This window comes from Pseudomonas knackmussii B13, from assembly GCF_000689415.1.
In the GTDB taxonomy this organism is placed as follows: Bacteria; Pseudomonadota; Gammaproteobacteria; order Pseudomonadales; family Pseudomonadaceae; genus Pseudomonas; species Pseudomonas knackmussii.
This window is the reverse complement of the sequence record NZ_HG322950.1, coordinates 4,727,006-4,744,772: the sequence shown is the minus strand read 5'-3', so window position 1 is coordinate 4,744,772 and position 17,767 is coordinate 4,727,006. Positions and strand designations below refer to the sequence as shown.

Here is a 17,767-nt window from a genome sequence, read left to right as displayed (position 1 = left end):
CCTCGCTGTGGGGCTGGTTCGCGAGCAAGCTCGCTCCTACGGGGATGTCTGGATCAAGTCGGTTTGTCTGCCGCCTTCCACAGCACTTCCGCGACGCCCTGGCGCTTGGCGGCGATGCGCGCGGCGACGAACAGCAGGTCTGACAATCTGTTCAGGTAGCGCAGGCCTGCGCCTTCCAACGGTTCTTCCAGGTTCAGTTGCTGACAGCGGCGTTCGGCCTTGCGCGCCAGGCTGCGGCATACGTGGATCTGCGCCACCAGGCGCGAGCCACCGGGGAGGATGAAGTCCTTCAGCGGTTCGAGCTCTTCGTTCCAGGCGTCGATAGCCTGTTCCAGTCTTTCCACTTCCTGATCGCCCAGGGCGCGGTATTCGGGCATCGCCAGTTCGCCGCCGAGATCGAACAGGCGATGCTGGATGGGCGCCAGCACGCTGGTCAGCTGGTCCAGCGCCGCGCTTCGGGCTTCCTGGAGATCGGCTAGCAACAGGCCCAATTGACTGTTCAGTTCGTCCACGCAGCCGATCGCTTCGATGCGCGGATGATGCTTGGGTACCCGACGGCCATCGGCCAGGCCGGTTTCGCCGGCGTCGCCGGTACGGGTGTAGATCTTCGACAGGCGATAGCCCATGGTTCAGAGCTCCTTGCTGCGTACCGCCGGCAGCAGCGGCGCGGTGGGTGTTTCGTCGGCCAGCGGCAGGCGCAGGGTGAAGCAGGTGCCTTGGCCGAGCTCGGACTGCACCTCCATCTGCCCCTTGTGGTTGTTGGTGATGATGAAGTACGAGACCGACAGGCCCAGGCCGGTGCCCTGGCCGACTTCCTTGGTGGTGAAGAACGGCTCGAAGATGCGTTTGCGCACGTTTTCCGGCATGCCGACACCGTTGTCCTGGACCTGGATTTCGGCCCACGGCGGGTTGTACAGGGTGCGCAGGGTGATGCGGCCCAGCTCGCCTTCCTCTTCGTCGTCGCGCTGGTGGATGGCCTGGGCGGCGTTCTTCAGCAGGTTGAGCAGTACCTGCTCGAGTTCGTTGGCGATCGCCGGCACGGGGCCCAGGCGCGGGTCGAACTCCTGGACGATTTCCAGCGACTTGAAGTCGAAGCCGCCGGCGAGGTCGAAGTCGTTGCTGGCGATCTCCACGGCCTGCTCGATGAGCGCCGGCAGTTCGCAGGGCGACATCTGCCGGTGGCTGCGGCGGCTGAAGGCGAGCATGTGGGTGACGATCTTCGCCGCCCGCGAGCCGGCGTACTGGATGCCATCCATCAGCTTGGGAATCTCGCGTGCTTCGAGGTAGTGATTGAGGTCTTCCAGGTCGATGCCGATCTCCCCGGCCACTTCGAGGTTCTTCGGCAGGTCGTTCGACAGGCGCCGGCGGATGTTCTGCACGTTGTGCAGGATCGCCCCCAGCGGGTTGTTGATCTCGTGCGCCATGCCGGCGGCGAGACCGCCTACCGAGAGCATCTTCTCCGACTGCACCATCAGCTCTTCCATGCCCAGGCGTTCGGTGATGTCGTCGATGCGGATCACCGCGCCACGGCCGGTGCCGCCCATCAGCGGATAGAAGGTCAGGGCGTAGTGGCGCGGCGAGTCGGTCAGCGCCCAGGTCACCCGCTCGACGCGTTCGACCTTGTGTTGTTCGGCGGCGCGGGTGAGCTGCAGGAGGAAGGGCTTGAGCGAGGGGAATGCGAGGAAAACCGGCTGGTTCACCGCGTCGTCGAGGCTGGTGCCGGAGAGGCGGCTGGCCTCTTCGTTCCACTGGGTAACGTAGAGCTGCTCGTCCACCGCGATCAGCGCGGAAGGCATCGAGTCGATGATGCTGTTGAGGTAGTTCTGGAAGCCGGTGAGCTTCTTCTCGATCTTGCTGCGCACCTGGACTTCCAGTTCCAGCTTGCGGTTCGAGCGACGGGTTTCCTCGGCCAGGCCCTGGGCCTGTGCCACGGCTTCCTGGGCGTCGTCGCGGGCGCGCTTGAGCTGCTGCTCGCGGGCTTCGATGCGGGTCAGCATGGTGTTGAAGGCGTCGGCCAGGCGGCCGATTTCGTCGGCGTTGCCGGGCTCGGCGCGCAGCGAGTAGTTCTCCTCGTGGGTCACCTGCAGCGACAGCTCTTCCAGGCTGCGGATCGGCCGGGTGATCAGGCGGCGAATCTGCCGGGCGATGAGCATCCAGAGCAGCACGCTGACTGCGAGGATCGCCAGCGAGGCGCTGAGGGTGCCGGTGTAGAAGGCACCGGGCAGCTCGCTGCTGGCCACCAGCAGCAGGTAGCCGTTACGGCCGCCGGGCTGGGGGAGTTCGAAGAGGGCGTTGAGGCGGTATTCGTGTTCGCGCCAGCGTTCGAGGTGCTCAAGATGCTTGGGCAGCTCTACGGCGCCTTCGCGCGGTGATTGGGCGATGCGCTGGCCATCAGGATCATATAGCGCGGCGGCGCGTAGCGGCTGGTAGTCGTCGAGCTGCTCGAGCAAGGCGTTGGCCTGTTCCGGCGAGCTCAGCGCCGGATAGCTCAGGGCTGGGTTGGCGATCAGGCGGCCGATGGTCTGCAGCGCCTGTGGCGCCACGCTGTCCTGCGAGATCCAGTAGGCGGCGCTGATGAAGGCCAGGTTGGCCACCAGCATGACGGTGGCCAGCAGCACCAGCAGGGCGGCGAGGATCTTCTTGCCGACCGGCAGGTTTTCCAGGCGCTGGCGCAGGTTGACGAAGGAGGGCATGAAGGTTCGCTGTCCGGACGCGGGCGGGCAGGGTAGCCCGCCCGTCAGGCCTCCGGCAATCCGCGCTGGCGCAACAGTTCGCGCAGACGCAGATGCACTGCTTCCAGCCTTGGCTGGGCCAGGTTGCGGCGGCGTCCTTCGTTGCACGCGTGGGCCAGCAGATAGGCGATCTCGGTGCGGCGGCCGTTGGCGACGTCCTGGTACATGGACGAGAAGTTGCGTGCGGTGGCGTCGATTACCCGCTCCACTTCGCCTTGCAGTTCCCGCGCGGCCAGGGTGTAACCGCAGGCGTGCAGCAGATGACCGAGCTCGTCACAGAGCCCGGCGACTTCCTCTGCGTGGTTGGCCAGCTCGCCGTTGCGGCAATGGTGTAGCACTGTCAGCGGGTTGATCGCACAGTTGAGCGCAAGCTTGCGCCATAGGCGTTCGAGGATGTCGCCGCTCCACTGCACGGGAATCTCGGCGCTTTCCAGGTCGGCCAGCCAGGCCGGTGCCGGGCCGCCGCGTTCGTCACCGAGCCAGGTTTGTCCGCGGCCGGCGAATACCACGCGGAAGTCGCCGTCGCGGAACGCGCCTTCGGTGCTCGATGCGTACAGGCAGCGTGCCCGTGGCAGGTGCGCGGCAACGGCCTGCTGACTGCCCAGGCCGTTCTGCAGAAGGATGATCTCGGCATCCGGGGCCAGGCGCGCGGCTACGCTGGCGGCCGCTTCTTCGGCGTCGTAGGCCTTGCTGGCCAGGAGCAGGCGATGGATGGGGGTGCCGCCGTGGCCGGCGGTTTCCGCGGGAATCGGGTAGAGCGTTTCGCGGCCATCTTCACAGAGGGTGAGGCCGCCGCGTTCGCGATAGGCCGCCAGGCGTTGCCGGTCACGCAGCAGCAGCTGCACCGGCTGGCCGGCGCGGGCCAGGCGGGTGGCCCAGAGGCTGCCGAGGCTGCCGGCGCCGAGGATGTACCAGATCATGGCAGTGACTTCGCAGAGGTTGTGAATCCAACGCGAAGTCTAGCGCACCCCGGACAGCCGGCTGGCGTTGATCCGCCCGCTGGCGAAGGCGTCTGGCAGCAGGGTGCGCCCCAGCTCCAGGAGCTCGTCGACCTGCACCGGCAGCGACTTGGCGTCGAGGCCGACCAGGCCGATGCCGGCCTTGAGGGTGATGAAGCCTTCGCGGGTCTTGAATGCCTTGAGGTTGAGGCCTTCGTGCAGGCGGCGGAAGCTGCTCGGCGAGCACTCCTGGAGGTCTTCGAGCAGGGTGATCAGGCCGAAGTGGCACTCGTCGATGCGCGTCAGCACGTCGAGCGGACGCACCAGTTGCTGCAGGCGCCGGCCGATGCCGTGCAGCAGCTCCTGCTGGAAGCCCGGGCCGTGACGCTCGCTGAGCTCATGGAGCTCGGGCAAGCCGATCAGCATGTAGCAGACCGCGCCGCCGCGGGATTCGACCTGGCGGATGCTGTCGGCGAGCTTCTGCCGCAGGTAGCGCAGGTTGCCCAGTCCGGTGGCGCTGTCGACCAGGTTGCGCTCCTCCAGGCTGGTGATGTTCTGGGTCAGCAGGCGGTTCTCCACCAGCAGGCGCTGCAGGGTGTTGCACAGGCGGTCGGCCGCCAGCACGCGTGGTACCAGCTGCTCGCTCATCGCAGCCTTGCTGACGAAGTCGTCGACGCCGCGGTCGAAGGCCTCGGCCAGCACGTTGTCGCCCTCTTTGCCGGTGAGCAGGATGATGTAGGTGTAGTGGTCGCCGCTCTCGTCGAGCTGGCGTACCCGGGCGGTCAGTTCCAGGCCATCCATTTCCGGCATCAGCCAGTCGGCGAGGAGCACGCTGACCGGTTCCTGTTCAAGCAATTGCAGGGCTTCGCTGGCGCTGCTGGCGAAACGCACGTTGAGGTAGCCGGCCTGGTTCAGGGCGCGGCCGATCATGGCGCTGGAGAACTTGGCGTCGTCGACCACCAGGATGCTCAGATGGTTGTTGGGCATTGGGCAGGGGGCTCGCAGGAGGGGAGGGGCGACCGGTTCTTGGGCAGGGCGCTGGCGTGTAGCTCAGTTATAATGAGCGCGCATTTTTACCGTCAAGCCAGGCGCGTTCCCGAGTGTGAACCTGATCGCGCCGTCCATCTGGAGAGATGACATGCCTTCGTTCGACGTGGTGTCCGAACTGGACAAACACGAATTGACCAACGCCCTGGACAACGCCGGCAAGGAGCTGGACCGCCGTTTCGACCTCAAGGGCAAATGCAGCTTCGAGCCTAAGGACAAGGCCGTGACCCTGACTGCCGAAGCCGACTTCATGCTCGAGCAGATGCTCGACATCCTCCGCGGCAGCCTGATCAAGCGCAAGATCGATATCCAGTGCATGGAGATCAAGGACGCCTTCCCGTCGGGCAAGGTGGTCAAGCAGGAAGTGAACTTCCGCGAGGGTATCGACAAGGAGCTGGCGAAGAAGATCGTCGGCCTGATCAAGGACAAGAAGATGAAGGTCCAGGCCGCTATCCAGGGCGAGCAGGTGCGCGTCACCGGCAAGAAGCGCGACGACCTGCAGGAAGCCATCGCCCTGCTGCGCGGCGAGTCGCTCGGCATGCCCTTGCAGTTCAACAACTTCCGCGACTGAGTTCCGCTACGGAACCTCGCGTGCCGGGCGGCGTCGCAATAGGGCGTCGCCAGGCGAACTCCGATCGCCATGGTCCGCCATGGCGATTGCTTTTTTAAGGACCGATAAACCCAGGGGGCCCGATTCCATGGACATGAATTACGACCAAGTGGTGCGCAGTGCGGAAGCCTGGATGCCAATAGTGCTGAGTTACCTGGGTAACGCCTTGCTGGCGCTACTGACCCTGCTGATCGGCTGGTGGGTCATCAATACCCTGACTCGCCGCATCAGCCGCCTTCTTTCCAGCCGTCACGTCGACGTGACCCTGCAGGGCTTCATTGGCAGCGTGGTGAACATTGCCCTGAAGATCCTCCTGGTCATCAGTGTGGCCTCGATGATCGGCATCCAGACCACCAGCTTCGTCGCCGCCATCGGTGCTGCCGGCCTGGCTGTCGGCCTGGCCTTGCAAGGCAGCCTGGCGAACTTCGCCGGTGGCGTGCTGATCCTGCTGATGCGCCCGTTCAAGGTCGGCGATTCGATCGAGGCGCAAGGCGTGTCCGGCACCGTGGACAGCATCCAGATCTTCCACACCATCGTGCGCACCGGGGACAACCGGACGGTCATCCTGCCCAATGGCGCGCTATCCAACGGCATCATCACCAACGCCTCGCGGCAGGCCAGTCGCCAGGTCATCTTCGACGTCAAATTGGCCTTCGACGCCGACCTGGACAGCGCCCGCGCCATCCTCCTGGAGCTGGCGGAGGACCCGCGCGTCCTGAAGACCCCGCAGCCGGCGGTGGTAGTCGCGGCGCTCGGCGAAAACTCGGTGACCCTGTCGCTGCGTGTTTGGACGGCCAACGGCGATTTCAGTGCGGTGACCTTCATGCTAAACGAGCAAGTGCGTCGCCGCCTGCTCGACCGCGATATCGGCCTGGCCCTGCCAAGCCGCGTGGTGCGTGTGCTGCGTGGCAGCGAGGAAACCAGCCTGGTCGACTGACCGAAGGCGCAATGCAAAGAGGCCGGCGCAATGCCGGCCTCTTTCATTTCTTCTGCGCAGTGAGCTTATCCATGCTCCGTGCGGCCGCTGCTCGGCGCTTGCTCCGGAGACTCTTCCTGCGGGGCGCCATTGGGCATGCCGTTCTTGCGCCGCAGCCAGAGCCAGCCGATCAGCAGCAGGGTCGGGATGCCGAGGAGTGCGGTGAGGAAGAAGAAGCGCTCGTAACCCATGTGCTCGACCATGCTGCCTGAGTAGCCGCCGATGAAGCGCGGCAGCAGCAGCATGGTGGAGCTGAGCATGGCGTACTGGGTGGCGGAGAACTTCAGGTTGGTCAGGCTCGACAGGTAGGCGACGAAGGCCGAGGCCGCCAGGCCGCCGCTGAAGTTGTCGAGCATGATGGTCAGCACGAACATGCTGATGTGCGGCTCCATGGTCTTCAGCAGGGTGAAGACATCCTCCTGGATGATCAGCGGATCGCTGATCGGCCCCATGTGCGCGAGCATGGCGAACAGCAGGTTGGTGCCCGCCGAGGCGGCGCCGGCCAGGAACAGTATGGGCAGGATGTTGAAGCGGGCGATGAGGATGCCGCCCGCGCCTGCGCCCAGCAGGGTCATGATCACGCCGAACAGCTTGCTGACGGTGGCGATGACTTCCTTGGAGAAGCCCATGTCGATGTAGAAGACCCCGGCCATAACGCCCATCACGGTATCGGACAGGCGATAGGTGGAGATCAGCCCGAGCAGCAGCAGCGCCTGCCAGCGATAGCGGCGGATGAACTCGGTGATGGGCGTCAGCACCGGCGCCATCAGCAGGCGGCCGGGCGCCGAGAAGCAGCTCAGGGCGATCAGTAGATACAGGCTGGCCAGCCACCATTTGCCCGTGCTCGCGCAATTGAACATGGCAGTACCGGTGACCAGCAGGATGATCAGCACGATCACCGAGACGGCCTGGTGCACGAAGTCGAATTGCGGGATGCCCTTGCCGTGCGCAGCGACGAGCAGCGGACGACGCACTCGCGAGAGCAGTTCGCGCACCGGACGGATCTGTCGGCGGCCGCCCGGGCTCAGGCACAGCACGATGAACAGGGCGTACAGCCCCGCTCGCGGCCAGGCCTGGTTGGTCAGCGCAGTGAGCATGGCGGGCAGCGAGATCAGCAGCACCAGCAGCTGCAGTACCGAGAACAGCTGGTGGTTGAAGGCGTAGGCGGAGTTGGCCACAGGTTGCGGCTGCACGTTCAACGGTGGTTCGCGCATCAGCAGACTGCTGATCAGCCCGGGCAGGATGAGCAGCGAGAACAACCCGTAAGTCAGGCTCCAGGCGCTCTGGCTGTAGTGCAGGCTGCTCGAGCCGAACCACTCGGCCAGGAACAGCGCACCGGCGCTGGCCAGCAGCACGGCGGCGCGATAGCCGGTCATGTAGCACGCAGCGAGTGCTGCCTGGCGGGTGTTCTCGGCGATCTCCAGGCGATAGGCGTCGATGGCGATGTCCTGGGTGGCCGAAGCGAAGGCCACTAGCAGCGCCAGGCCGATCAGCCAGGCCAGGTGGTACTGCGGGTTGCACAGCGCCATGCCGAGCAGGCCGATGGCGATCATCGCCTGCGAGGACACCAGCCAGGAACGACGCCGGCCGAGCTTGCCGATCCAAGGCAGGCGCCATTGGTCGAGCATCGGCGACCAGACCCACTTGAAGGCGTAAACCAGGCCCAGCCAGCTGGCGAAACCGATGGTTTCCCGCGCCACGCCGGCTTCGCGCAACCACACCGAGAGGGTGGTGAAAACCAGCATCGTAGGCAGTCCGGCGGCGAAGCCGAGCATCAAAAGCGCGAGGCTGGCGAGAGATTTATAGGCAACCAGCGCCTCTCGCCAGGAATGCTGTTTCATGAAGGGGGTTCCAGCACGCAAAAATTATCGCGGACTTTACTAGGACTGCCCGGCGCTAAGCCAGCCATGCCGACGTATGTCCACCCGATCGTTATGGATTCGGACCCCCTCGGCACGCAATCGTGCCCGCTGCTCTTCGCCACCTGGGGTGCCCTGCGGAAGGCTGATGCGGCCGCCAGCAGCGATCACCCGGTGCCAAGGCAACCGCGAGCCTTCCGGCAACTGGCTGAGGATGCGTCCGACCAGGCGCGCCGAGCGTCCCAGGCCGGCCAGGCGGGCCAGCTCGCCGTAGCTGATGACGAAGCCCTCTGGCACCTGGGCGAGCGTCAGGTAAATGGCCTCTCGACGAACCTGCAGGCTTTCCAGCCCGAGATCGGCGGTCGGTTGGGAAGTGGAGGGCTGTTTGGGCGGGCTCATGGGACTGATACCGAGGCTGGCGAGGCTGCCGTACAGCATATCGGACGCCGCTGTGCGGGTAACGCCCGGGAGAACGCCCTTTGTCAATGCAGTTGAACTCAGCGCATGAGTGCCCGGTCAGTGTTTGCGACGGGGCTGGGTCCCTGGATAATGCCCGGCTTTTTTCTCACTCCCGCAAGTTGAATGCTGCTCATGTTGTCGCGATTACTGCTATGCCTCGCTGTTGCCTCAACCCCGCTCACCGTCCTGGCCGATACGGTCTGGTTGAAGAACGGAGACCGCCTCACCGGCAAGATCAAGCTGTATGACGGCGGACGCCTGGTGCTGGCGACCGACTATGCCGGGGAGGTCACGCTCACCGGCGACAAGATCGCCACGCTGCAGACCGATCGCAACCTGCTGGTCAAGCATGACCAGGACGCCACCGGCGAACACTCCAAGGGCCTCGAGGCAGCGGACTCGGGCAAGGTCACGCTGGTCAACGGCAGCGAGCAGACGGTGCCGATCGCCAGCATCGAGCAGATGGTGCCGCCGCGGCCGTTGCTGGAGGACTGGGTCTGGAAGGGCCAGGTGGACTTCTCCGTCGATCACACCATGGCGGAGAACGATGTCGAGGACTACGACATCAACTTCAAGACCAACGCTCGCCACGGCATGTGGCGGCATAACCTGCAGGGCGAATACAACCGCGAGAAGAAGGACGACTCGGTGAGCGTCGACAACTACTCGGCCGAGTACGCGCTGGACCGTTTCCTCGATGAGCATTGGTTCTGGCAGGGTCAGGCGCAGTACAAGCGCGATTGGGTCGAGGACCTGGAGAAGAAGCGCACCGTGGGTACTGGCCCCGGCTACCAGTTCTGGGACAACGAACTGGGCTCCTTCTCTTTGGCCGGACTGGTCAACCGCAACGACTACGAATTCAGCGACGACGAGAAGGACCACTTCTATTCGACGAGTGTGAAGTGGGACTACAACCGCTACTTGCTGGCCAAGCAGTTCGAGCTGTTCACCAACGGTGAGGTGAGCAAGCCGCTGACCTCGAAGGTCGAGTACGAAGTGGAGAGCGAGGCGGGCATTCGCTACAAGCTGACTTCCTGGGCCTCCTTGAGTCTGAAGGGTGAGTGGGATCGTCTGAGCGCCGAGGACGGCGGGGTGAATCAGCGCCGCTATACCCTTGGCCTGGGTGTGGGCTGGTAATTCACGCTGAAAGAAAAGAAAAAGCCCCGCACTGCAGGCCGTGTGAAACACGCTGTGAGCAAGGCAAAACAAACGCCCCGACTGGTTCGGGGCGTTTGTTTTTCGGAGGGATCAGCCCATCAACTCGATCAGGCGACGCGCGCCGAGCACCTGAATCGCGCGTTTGAGGTTGTAGGCCTGTACTGCCAGGGCCATTTCCGTACTGGCGCCCGCTAACTGTCGAAGCAGGAAGCGGCCGTTGCCGAATACCCACTGTTTCAGGTTACCGAAGGGGTGTTCGACGATCGCCTGGCGCTTGGCCATCATCTCCGGCCGGGCCTTCAGGCGTTGCTGCCTGCGCCTTGCTGAAGCCAAGTCGCTGCAGATCCAGTCGTGCCACATAGGCCTCGATCACGCGGACCAGATGTTCTTCAGGGACCAACTCATCCAGTGACTCTGGAAACAAGCTGCCCTGATCACGCCCTTCACCGCGGATAGAGCCCATGAACGACAATGCCCGTATCGATCAATACGGGCATTGTCTTTGGCTTGCACTCAGACCGCTAGGTTTTCACACAGTCTGCAAGGCGGGGCTTTTTCATGGAAGCGAGGGAGTTAGAGGCGCAGGCCGCCGTCCAGCTCGAGCACGCGACCGGTGTAGTAGTCGTTCTCGAGGATGTAGGCCACCGAGTGGGCGATCTCGTCCGGACGACCCAGGCGCTTGAGCGGAATTCCGCTGGTCATCTTCTCCAGCGCTTCGGGTTTCATGCTGGCGACCATGTCGGTCTCGATGAAGCCCGGAGCCACGCCGGCCACGCGGATGCCGTAGCGTGCCAGTTCCTTCGCCCAGACCACGGTGTCGGCAGCGACGCCGGCCTTGGCCGCGGAGTAGTTGGCCTGGCCCATGTTGCCAGCGCGGGAGATCGAGGAGATGTTGACGATCGCGCCCTGGTTGTTCAGCTCGATCATCTTCGCCGCTACTTCGCGGGTGCAGAGGAATACGCCGGTCAGGTTGACGTCGATTACCGCCTGCCACTGGGCCAGGCTCATCTTGCTCAGTTCGCCGTCCTTGACCTTGATGGTCAGGCCGTCGCGCAGGATGCCGGCGTTGTTGACCAGGCCGTTGATGGCGCCGAAGTCGCTGGCGACCTGAGCCACCATGTGGGTAACCTGTTCTTCATTTGCCACGTTGCACAGGTAGGCGCGGGCGTCGCCGCCGGCGGCCTTGCAGGCAGTGACCGCCTCGTCCAGCTTCTCCGCGTTGAGGTCGACCAGCGCCAGTTTCGCTCCCTTGGCTGCGAGGAACTCGCCCATGGCGCGGCCCAGGCCCTGGCCGCCGCCGGTGATGATGATGACCTTGTCTTGCAGTTGCATGGTTCAAACCCCACGGCAATATCGGTGAATGGCCTCGCCGGCAACGGTGAACGAATTTTCAGTGCCCGTCCGTTTGCGACGGATTCTTAGCGAGGAGTCATAAGGTGAGCGCGAAAGCTGCCAAGCATGCCCGAGAAATGCTGCTCAAGGAATACCGCGGGGTGCTCTCCACCCAGTCGAAGAAATGGCCGGGCTTCCCCTTCGGCTCCGTGGTTCCATACTGCCTCGATGCCCTGGGGCGGCCGCTGATCCTGATCAGCCGTATTGCCCAGCACACGCACAACTTGCAGGCGGACGACAAATGCTCGCTGCTGATCGGCGAGCGCAATGCAGATGACATCCAGGCTGCCGGTCGACTGACCTTGCTGGCCGAGGCGCGGCAACTGACCGATATCGAGGAAATCGAGGCCGCTGCCGTTCGCTACTACCGCTATTTCCCCACCTCGCGGGACTATCACAAGGCCCACGACTTCGATTTCTGGGTCCTGCAGCCGGTGCAGTGGCGCTACATCGGCGGATTTGGCGATATCCACTGGCTGGCGGCGGACAGCGTGCCGCAGCCCAACGTCTTCGCCGGGGCGCAGGAGGGTGGGATGATCGAGCATATGAATCGCGATCACGCCGATGCCATCCATCACTACCTGGCGCTGGCCGGGCTGCCTGCGGGCGAAGAACCGGAAATGGCGGGAATTGATTCAGAAGGTTTCCACTTGCGCGTCGGAGCGACCCTACACTGGCTGCCTTTCCCCGCGCCCTGCCTGGATCCTGGCGCGGTTCGCCAGGCGCTGGTGCAGTTGGCGCGAGCCGAGGCCTGGCCGGGTAGCGAGGTCATCCAGGCTTGAAATAGGCGGGCGGCGGCGCCAACTACGGACGGTACCCGGGCTGCTGCCCCGCCAAGGACCCAGATAATGCGAGTTTCCCTGTTCTTCCTGCTGCTTTTCCCGCTGATCGAACTGGCTGTACTGATCAAGGTGGGCAGCATCATCGGTGTCGGCCTGACCCTGCTTCTGCTGATCGCGAGCGCCTTCCTCGGCGCAGCCGTGATGCGCGTGGCGGGGCTTGCGACCATCTGGCGCGCCCGCGAGCGCCTGGCCCGCGGCGAGCTGCCCGAGCAGGAAATGCTCGAAGGGTTGCTGATCGCTGTCGGTGGCGGCCTGCTGATGCTGCCGGGCTTCATCAGCGACGTCATCGGCCTGCTCTGCCTGCTGCCGATTACCCGCCGCCTGCTGCTGGGTGGGGTGAAGAAACGCATGCGTGAACAGGAAGAGCGCCGCCGTGCATTCGCCGGCGACCCCAACGCCCAGGCGCGCGGTCCGCAAGGTCCGAATGTCATCGAGGGCGAGTTCGAGCGCCGCGACAACGATCGCCTGCGCTGAAAATTTTTTTCGCGACGGCCTTGAAATGCCCTGCACCGACCTTATGTAGCAGGCACCGCAAGGTCCCTGTCGTTCAGACAGGCTGTCTCTCGCGACTCGCCAGGCGGGCCGCAAACCGGCCAAGCCGGCCTCAATAAAATTCGCCGGGCACAGCACCGGCAGTTAGAAACCACTGTTTGGGAGAGTTACGACTATGAAGCTTCGTCCTCTGCATGACCGCGTCGTCATCCGTCGCAGCGAGGAAGAAACCAAGACCGCAGGCGGCATCGTGCTGCCGGGTTCCGCCGCCGAGAAGCCGAACCGTGGCGAAGTGGTCGCCGTCGGTGGTGGCCGCGTGCTGGACAACGGCGAAGTTCGCGCTCTGGCAGTGAAAGTGGGTGACAAAGTGGTGTTCGGCCCCTACTCGGGCAGCAACGCCATCAAGGTCGACGGCGAAGAACTGCTGGTGATGGGCGAGTCCGAGATCCTCGCTGTCCTGGAAGACTGATCAGTCCGTCCAATCCCCCCCCCACTGAATTCGATTTTGAGGAAAGAGAACATGGCTGCCAAAGAAGTTAAGTTCGGCGATTCCGCTCGCAAGAAAATGCTGGTCGGCGTAAACGTCCTGGCCGACGCTGTTAAAGCCACCCTCGGCCCGAAAGGCCGTAACGTGGTACTGGACAAGTCCTTCGGCGCTCCGACCATCACCAAGGATGGCGTATCCGTTGCCAAGGAAATCGAACTGAAAGACAAGTTCGAGAACATGGGCGCCCAGCTGGTGAAAGACGTTGCCTCCAAGGCCAACGACGCTGCCGGTGACGGCACCACCACCGCTACCGTTCTGGCTCAAGCCATCGTCAACGAAGGCCTGAAGGCCGTTGCCGCCGGCATGAACCCGATGGACCTGAAGCGCGGCATCGACAAGGCCACCGTGGCCATCGTTGCCCAGCTGAAGGATCTGGCCAAGCCGTGCACCGACACCAAGGCGATCGCCCAGGTCGGCACCATCTCCGCCAACTCCGACGACTCCATCGGCAACATCATTGCCGAAGCCATGGACAAGGTCGGTAAAGAAGGCGTGATCACCGTTGAAGAAGGCTCGGGCCTGGAAAACGAACTGTCCGTCGTAGAAGGCATGCAGTTCGACCGTGGCTACCTGTCGCCTTACTTCATCAACAAGCCGGACACCATGGTTGCCGAGCTGGAAGGCCCGCTGCTGCTGCTGGTCGACAAGAAAATCTCCAACATCCGCGAAATGCTGCCGGTGCTGGAAGCTGTCGCCAAGGCCGGTCGCCCGCTGCTGATCGTTGCTGAGGACGTCGAAGGCGAAGCCCTGGCTACCCTCGTGGTCAACAACATGCGCGGCATCGTCAAAGTTGCTGCCGTCAAGGCGCCGGGTTTCGGCGACCGCCGCAAGGCCATGCTGCAGGACATCGCCATCCTGACCGGCGGCACCGTCATCTCCGAAGAAGTCGGCCTGAGCCTGGAAAGCGCCACCCTGGAGCACCTGGGCAACGCCAAGCGTGTTTCCATCAACAAGGAAAACACCACCATCATCGACGGCGCTGGCGCCCAGGCTGACATCGAAGCCCGCGTTGCCCAGATCCGCAAGCAGGTCGAAGAGACCTCTTCGGACTACGACCGTGAGAAGCTGCAAGAGCGTCTGGCCAAGCTGGCTGGCGGTGTTGCGGTGATCAAGGTCGGCGCTGCCACCGAAGTCGAGATGAAAGAGAAGAAAGCCCGCGTCGAAGACGCCCTGCACGCTACCCGCGCTGCGGTGGAAGAGGGCGTGGTTCCTGGCGGTGGCGTTGCCCTGGTGCGCGCTCTGCAGGCCATCGCTGATCTGAAAGGCGACAACGAAGACCAGAACGTCGGTATCGCTCTGCTGCGTCGCGCTGTCGAAGCTCCGCTGCGCCAGATCGTCGCCAACGCCGGCGACGAGCCGAGCGTAGTGGTCGACAAGGTCAAGCAAGGCTCCGGCAACTTCGGCTTCAACGCCGCTACCGGTGTCTACGGCGACATGATCGAGATGGGCATCCTGGACCCGGCCAAGGTCACCCGTTCGGCTCTGCAAGCTGCTGCTTCCATCGGCGGCCTGATGATCACCACCGAGGCCATGGTTGCCGAAGTGGCTGACGACAAGGCCGCTCCGGCCATGCCGGACATGGGCGGCATGGGCGGCATGGGCGGCATGATGTAAGCCACCCAGTCCCTGGCTGTGAAATAGCCCCGCTTCGGCGGGGCTTTTTCTTTATGGACTCCGGGGTTCTGCGGCTTGGGGCTTTATGCCAAGATCCGCGATTCAGGAGATGGCATTCCTCCTTTAACCGCCCCTGGGGCTGATGATGCCTACGCATTCACCTGGAAAGGCGCGTAGGCGTTTGCCTGCGGCCTGTCCAAAGCCCTTCGGAAGGACAGGATCATGTGGAAACCCATTCTCGCCATCGCCATAGGCTCGGCACTCGGCGCACTGCTGCGCTGGTTCCTGGGCCTCAAGCTGAATAGCCTTCTTCCCTCGATTCCGCCCGGCACCCTGACTGCCAACCTGGTTGGCGGCTACATCATCGGTGCGGCTGTCGCCTACTTCGCCGCAGTACCGGGATTGGCACCAGAATGGAGAATGCTGATCATCACCGGCTTCTGCGGTGGCCTGACCACTTTCTCCACCTTCTCCGTCGAAGTGGTCACCCTGCTGCAGGAAGGTCGCCTGGTGTGGGCGATGGGGGCGATCGCCGTGCACATCACCGGATCCCTGCTGATGACTCTGCTGGGCCTGGCTTCGATGAACTGGCTGATGGGGAGATAAAGCCGAGGAGGGTGCGATGGACGGCTTTCAGCTGACTTTCTTCACCCAGCAGGACCATCGTCATAACGGCCTGCCGCTCGCTCAGTGGCTGCTCGAAGAGGCGCGTCGGCAGAAGATACGCGGCGCGACCTTGCTCGCCGCCAGCGAAGGATTCGGCCACAGTGGGCGCATCCATGCCTCCCGTTTCTTCGAACTGGCCGATCAGCCGCAGGAGGTGACCATGGTCGTCACCGCGGAAGAGGCTGAGCGCTTCTTCACCTGCCTGCGCAACGCGCGTGTCCGTCTCTTTTATGTCAAGACGCCAATCGAGTTCGGAATGATTGGGGAAGACCCGGGCTAGAGCGCCGCGTCGCCCGATACCAGGTGCCGAGCGTGTCCAACCTCCTAAACAAACGTGAAAAAAATGTGAAAGACGCTTAAGTTCCGGTTAAGCGAGCTAGGCTAGTCTGCCCGGCAAGGAGAGGAACATGCGGATTTTGTTGGTTGAAGACAATCGGGACATCCTGGCCAATATGGCGGATTACCTGGGACTCAAGGGTTACACGGTGGACTGCGCCCAGGACGGATTGTCCGGGCTGCACCTGGCAGCGACCGCGCACTACGACCTGATCGTTCTGGACGTGATGCTGCCCGGTCTAGACGGATTCACCTTGTGCCGGCGCCTGCGCGAAGACGCGCGCCGCGATACTCCAGTGATCATGCTGACGGCGCGCGACCAGCTCGACGATCGCCTGCAGGGCTTCCGTTCCGGTGCTGATGATTATCTGCTCAAGCCCTTCGCGCTGTCCGAACTTGCCGCGCGCATCGAGGCCGTGCTGCGACGCACCCAAGGCGGTGGTCGCCGCGAACTGCAAGTCGCCGACCTGAGCTACAACCTGGACACCCTGGAAGTGAACCGCTCGGGCAAGGCGCTGAAGCTCAATCCCATTGGCCTCAAGCTGCTGGCGGTGCTAATGCAGAAAAGTCCCCACGTGGTGCGTCGCGACGTGCTGGAAGAAGCCGTTTGGGGCGACGATTGTCCGGACAGCGACAGCCTGCGCAGCCATGTCCACCAGTTGCGCCAGGTGATCGACAAGCCATTCGCCATGCCGTTGCTGCACACCGTTCACGGTGTTGGCTATCGCCTGGCGGAGGAAACGAATGGAGTATAAGCAGAGCCTTTCCCGTCGGATTGTCTTTGCTTTCGTTTTCATGACCGCCCTCGTCGGCGGGCTGTTTTCGGTGAGCATCGTCGGCGTGGTGCACGTGGTCGAGGAGCGCCTCATCTCCCGCGATCTGGGTGGCGAGTTGGATCGCATCATCAATGAAGACCTGCGCAACGGACAGGGGCCGCGCCTGGACCCCGGCATGCGCTTCTTTATCAGCGACGGAGTTGGTGTCTACGCGATGCCGCCGGCGCTGCAGAACCTGGACGACGGGTTCCACGAGGTCTTCGACGGCGAGCTGTCGTTCCATGCCCTAGTTCACGACAGCGACGGGCGACGCTACGTCCTGCTGCAAGATCAGAGCGATTTCGAGGCGCGTGAGCAGGTACTGTACGCGGCGGTTGTGACCGGCTACGTGCTCAGCCTGGCGCTCGCCGGCCTGCTCGGCTGGCTGTTGTCGCGCAAGGTCATGGAGCCGGTGGCGCGCCTGGCACGCCAGGTTCGCCATCGCGATCAGTTGCTGGAGCTGGCTCCGCCGCTGGCGCCGGACTACGCCAACGACGAAGTGGGAGAACTGGCGGCGGCCTTCGACTATGCGATGGGCCAGCTGCATGACGTATTGAACCGGGAGAAGTTGTTCACCAGCGACGTCAGCCACGAGCTGCGTACGCCCCTGATGGTCATCGCTACCAGTTGTGAACTGCTGGCCGAGGACCCTGGGCTCGGGCCGCGCGCGCGAACCCAGTTGGCCAGGATCAGCTCGGCCAGCGAGGAGATGCGCGACCTGGTGCAAACCTTCCTGATGCTGGCGCGTTCGCGAGCCAAGAGCCTGGCCATCGCGCCGCAGGCGGGGGTGCGAAGCATCGCCGATGACCTGGCGGCGCAATGGCGCGAGCCGATCGAGGAGAAAGGACTGGAGCTGATCTACGAGCCTGGCGGCGCGCCGCAAGGGCAGTTCAATGCGGCCTTCCTGCGCTCGGTGATGAGCAACTTGCTGCGCAATGCCATGCACTACACGGATGCCGGACACATTCGCTTGCAATTGTCCGAGTCCGGTTTCGTGGTCGAGGACAGCGGCGAGGGGATTCCGGAAGAGCAGCGCGAGCGCGTCTTCCAACCCTTCGTGCGAGGCAGCTCGCAGCGCGGAGAAGGCCTGGGACTGGGGCTTTCGCTGGTGAAGCGGATTTGCGCCTCGGAAGGTTGGGAGGTCGGCCTGCAGCCGGCGAAGCCGCATGGTTGCCGCTTCGAAGTGCGGCTACTGAAGAGGGAATGACGTTTTCTTCACCGGTGCTTGACCACTGTATTACAGGGTTCGCCTTAGTTTTTCGTATAAAAAATGAACAGGTATCC

The 17,767-nt window shown here is 63.6% G+C and carries 18 protein-coding genes, 1 pseudogene and 1 riboswitch; of the genes and pseudogenes, 11 read left to right on the top strand and 8 right to left on the bottom strand.

What is annotated here, in order from left to right:
* Nucleotides 1-53 precede the first annotated feature (53 nt).
* The 4 genes from PKB_RS22175 to PKB_RS22160 are packed head-to-tail and all read right to left on the bottom strand — an operon-like array spanning nucleotide 54 to nucleotide 4,657.
* Nucleotides 54-626 carry a cob(I)yrinic acid a,c-diamide adenosyltransferase gene (locus tag PKB_RS22175; RefSeq protein WP_043254566.1) on the bottom strand — a complete coding sequence of 191 codons (573 nt, stop codon included), beginning with the start codon at nucleotides 624-626 and terminating at the stop codon, nucleotides 54-56.
* A 3-nt stretch (nucleotides 627-629) separates the two neighbouring features.
* A complete protein-coding gene (locus tag PKB_RS22170) occupies nucleotides 630-2,693 on the bottom strand; it encodes a sensor histidine kinase (protein WP_043254564.1) in 2,064 nt (687 codons plus the stop codon).
* A 44-nt stretch (nucleotides 2,694-2,737) separates the two neighbouring features.
* On the bottom strand, nucleotides 2,738-3,652 hold the full coding sequence (locus tag PKB_RS22165) for a putative 2-dehydropantoate 2-reductase (protein ID WP_043254563.1): 915 nt from the start codon (nucleotides 3,650-3,652) through the stop codon (nucleotides 2,738-2,740).
* A 39-nt stretch (nucleotides 3,653-3,691) separates the two neighbouring features.
* Nucleotides 3,692-4,657 (bottom strand): response regulator, encoded by a 966-nt coding sequence (locus PKB_RS22160; RefSeq protein ID WP_043254561.1) that lies wholly within the window; start codon nucleotides 4,655-4,657, stop codon nucleotides 3,692-3,694.
* 151 nt (nucleotides 4,658-4,808) lie between these two features.
* On the opposite strand from PKB_RS22160, the gene PKB_RS22155 reads away from it, so the two are divergent.
* Both PKB_RS22155 and PKB_RS22150 read left to right on the top strand, forming a co-directional pair.
* Nucleotides 4,809-5,288, top strand: a complete 480-nt coding sequence (locus PKB_RS22155; RefSeq protein WP_043254559.1) for a YajQ family cyclic di-GMP-binding protein — start codon at nucleotides 4,809-4,811, stop codon at nucleotides 5,286-5,288.
* A 127-nt stretch (nucleotides 5,289-5,415) separates the two neighbouring features.
* Nucleotides 5,416-6,264 carry a mechanosensitive ion channel family protein gene (locus PKB_RS22150; protein WP_043254557.1) on the top strand — a complete coding sequence of 283 codons (849 nt, stop codon included), beginning with the start codon at nucleotides 5,416-5,418 and terminating at the stop codon, nucleotides 6,262-6,264.
* Between the two features lie 65 nt (nucleotides 6,265-6,329).
* Here the strand turns inward: PKB_RS22150 and PKB_RS22145 are convergent, their stop codons facing one another.
* Both PKB_RS22145 and PKB_RS22140 read right to left on the bottom strand, forming a co-directional pair.
* Nucleotides 6,330-8,144 carry an AmpG family muropeptide MFS transporter gene (locus PKB_RS22145; RefSeq protein ID WP_043254556.1) on the bottom strand — a complete coding sequence of 605 codons (1,815 nt, stop codon included), beginning with the start codon at nucleotides 8,142-8,144 and terminating at the stop codon, nucleotides 6,330-6,332.
* A gap of 39 nt (nucleotides 8,145-8,183) precedes the next feature.
* The gene (locus tag PKB_RS22140; protein WP_043257655.1) at nucleotides 8,184-8,561 is read right to left on the bottom strand and encodes an MGMT family protein; all 378 of its coding nucleotides are present in this window, start codon (nucleotides 8,559-8,561) and stop codon (nucleotides 8,184-8,186) included.
* 192 nt (nucleotides 8,562-8,753) lie between these two features.
* Here PKB_RS22140 and PKB_RS22135 point away from each other — a divergent pair, with 192 nt between their 5' ends.
* On the top strand, nucleotides 8,754-9,758 hold the full coding sequence (locus tag PKB_RS22135; RefSeq protein WP_043257653.1) for a DUF481 domain-containing protein: 1,005 nt from the start codon (nucleotides 8,754-8,756) through the stop codon (nucleotides 9,756-9,758).
* A 111-nt stretch (nucleotides 9,759-9,869) separates the two neighbouring features.
* On the opposite strand, the pseudogene PKB_RS22130 reads toward PKB_RS22135, so the two are convergent.
* Together PKB_RS22130 and PKB_RS22125 are read right to left on the bottom strand one after the other, a co-directional pair.
* Nucleotides 9,870-10,097: pseudogene (locus PKB_RS22130) on the bottom strand (transposase); the annotation flags it as partial.
* 255 nt (nucleotides 10,098-10,352) lie between these two features.
* Complete coding sequence (locus PKB_RS22125) at nucleotides 10,353-11,111, bottom strand: SDR family oxidoreductase (protein ID WP_043254551.1); 759 nt, start codon at nucleotides 11,109-11,111, stop codon at nucleotides 10,353-10,355.
* A 104-nt stretch (nucleotides 11,112-11,215) separates the two neighbouring features.
* Between PKB_RS22125 and PKB_RS22120 the strand changes: the two genes are divergently transcribed.
* From PKB_RS22120 to PKB_RS22085, 8 genes are all read left to right on the top strand, one after another.
* Nucleotides 11,216-11,953, top strand: a complete 738-nt coding sequence (locus tag PKB_RS22120) for a HugZ family pyridoxamine 5'-phosphate oxidase (RefSeq protein WP_043254549.1) — start codon at nucleotides 11,216-11,218, stop codon at nucleotides 11,951-11,953.
* Nucleotides 11,954-12,019: 66 nt separating this feature from the next.
* Nucleotides 12,020-12,487 carry an FxsA family protein gene (locus PKB_RS22115; RefSeq protein ID WP_043254548.1) on the top strand — a complete coding sequence of 156 codons (468 nt, stop codon included), beginning with the start codon at nucleotides 12,020-12,022 and terminating at the stop codon, nucleotides 12,485-12,487.
* A gap of 193 nt (nucleotides 12,488-12,680) precedes the next feature.
* Nucleotides 12,681-12,974: a co-chaperone GroES gene (locus PKB_RS22110; RefSeq protein ID WP_043254546.1), complete on the top strand. Its 294-nt coding sequence runs from the start codon at nucleotides 12,681-12,683 to the stop codon at nucleotides 12,972-12,974.
* A gap of 51 nt (nucleotides 12,975-13,025) precedes the next feature.
* Nucleotides 13,026-14,666, top strand: coding sequence for a chaperonin GroEL (gene groL / locus PKB_RS22105; RefSeq protein WP_043254544.1), 1,641 nt, complete (start codon nucleotides 13,026-13,028; stop codon nucleotides 14,664-14,666).
* Nucleotides 14,667-14,762: 96 nt separating this feature from the next.
* Nucleotides 14,763-14,825: riboswitch (Fluoride riboswitch) on the top strand.
* Nucleotides 14,826-14,888: 63 nt separating this feature from the next.
* On the top strand, nucleotides 14,889-15,272 hold the full coding sequence (gene crcB, locus PKB_RS22100) for a fluoride efflux transporter CrcB (RefSeq protein WP_043254542.1): 384 nt from the start codon (nucleotides 14,889-14,891) through the stop codon (nucleotides 15,270-15,272).
* Between the two features lie 16 nt (nucleotides 15,273-15,288).
* The gene (locus PKB_RS22095) at nucleotides 15,289-15,612 is read left to right on the top strand and encodes a DUF190 domain-containing protein (protein WP_043254540.1); all 324 of its coding nucleotides are present in this window, start codon (nucleotides 15,289-15,291) and stop codon (nucleotides 15,610-15,612) included.
* A 127-nt stretch (nucleotides 15,613-15,739) separates the two neighbouring features.
* A complete protein-coding gene (locus tag PKB_RS22090) occupies nucleotides 15,740-16,423 on the top strand; it encodes a response regulator transcription factor (RefSeq protein ID WP_043254537.1) in 684 nt (227 codons plus the stop codon).
* A complete protein-coding gene (locus PKB_RS22085; protein ID WP_043254532.1) occupies nucleotides 16,413-17,690 on the top strand; it encodes a sensor histidine kinase in 1,278 nt (425 codons plus the stop codon). Before PKB_RS22090 ends, PKB_RS22085 begins: the two co-directional genes overlap by 11 nt.
* Nucleotides 17,691-17,767 lie beyond the last annotated feature (77 nt).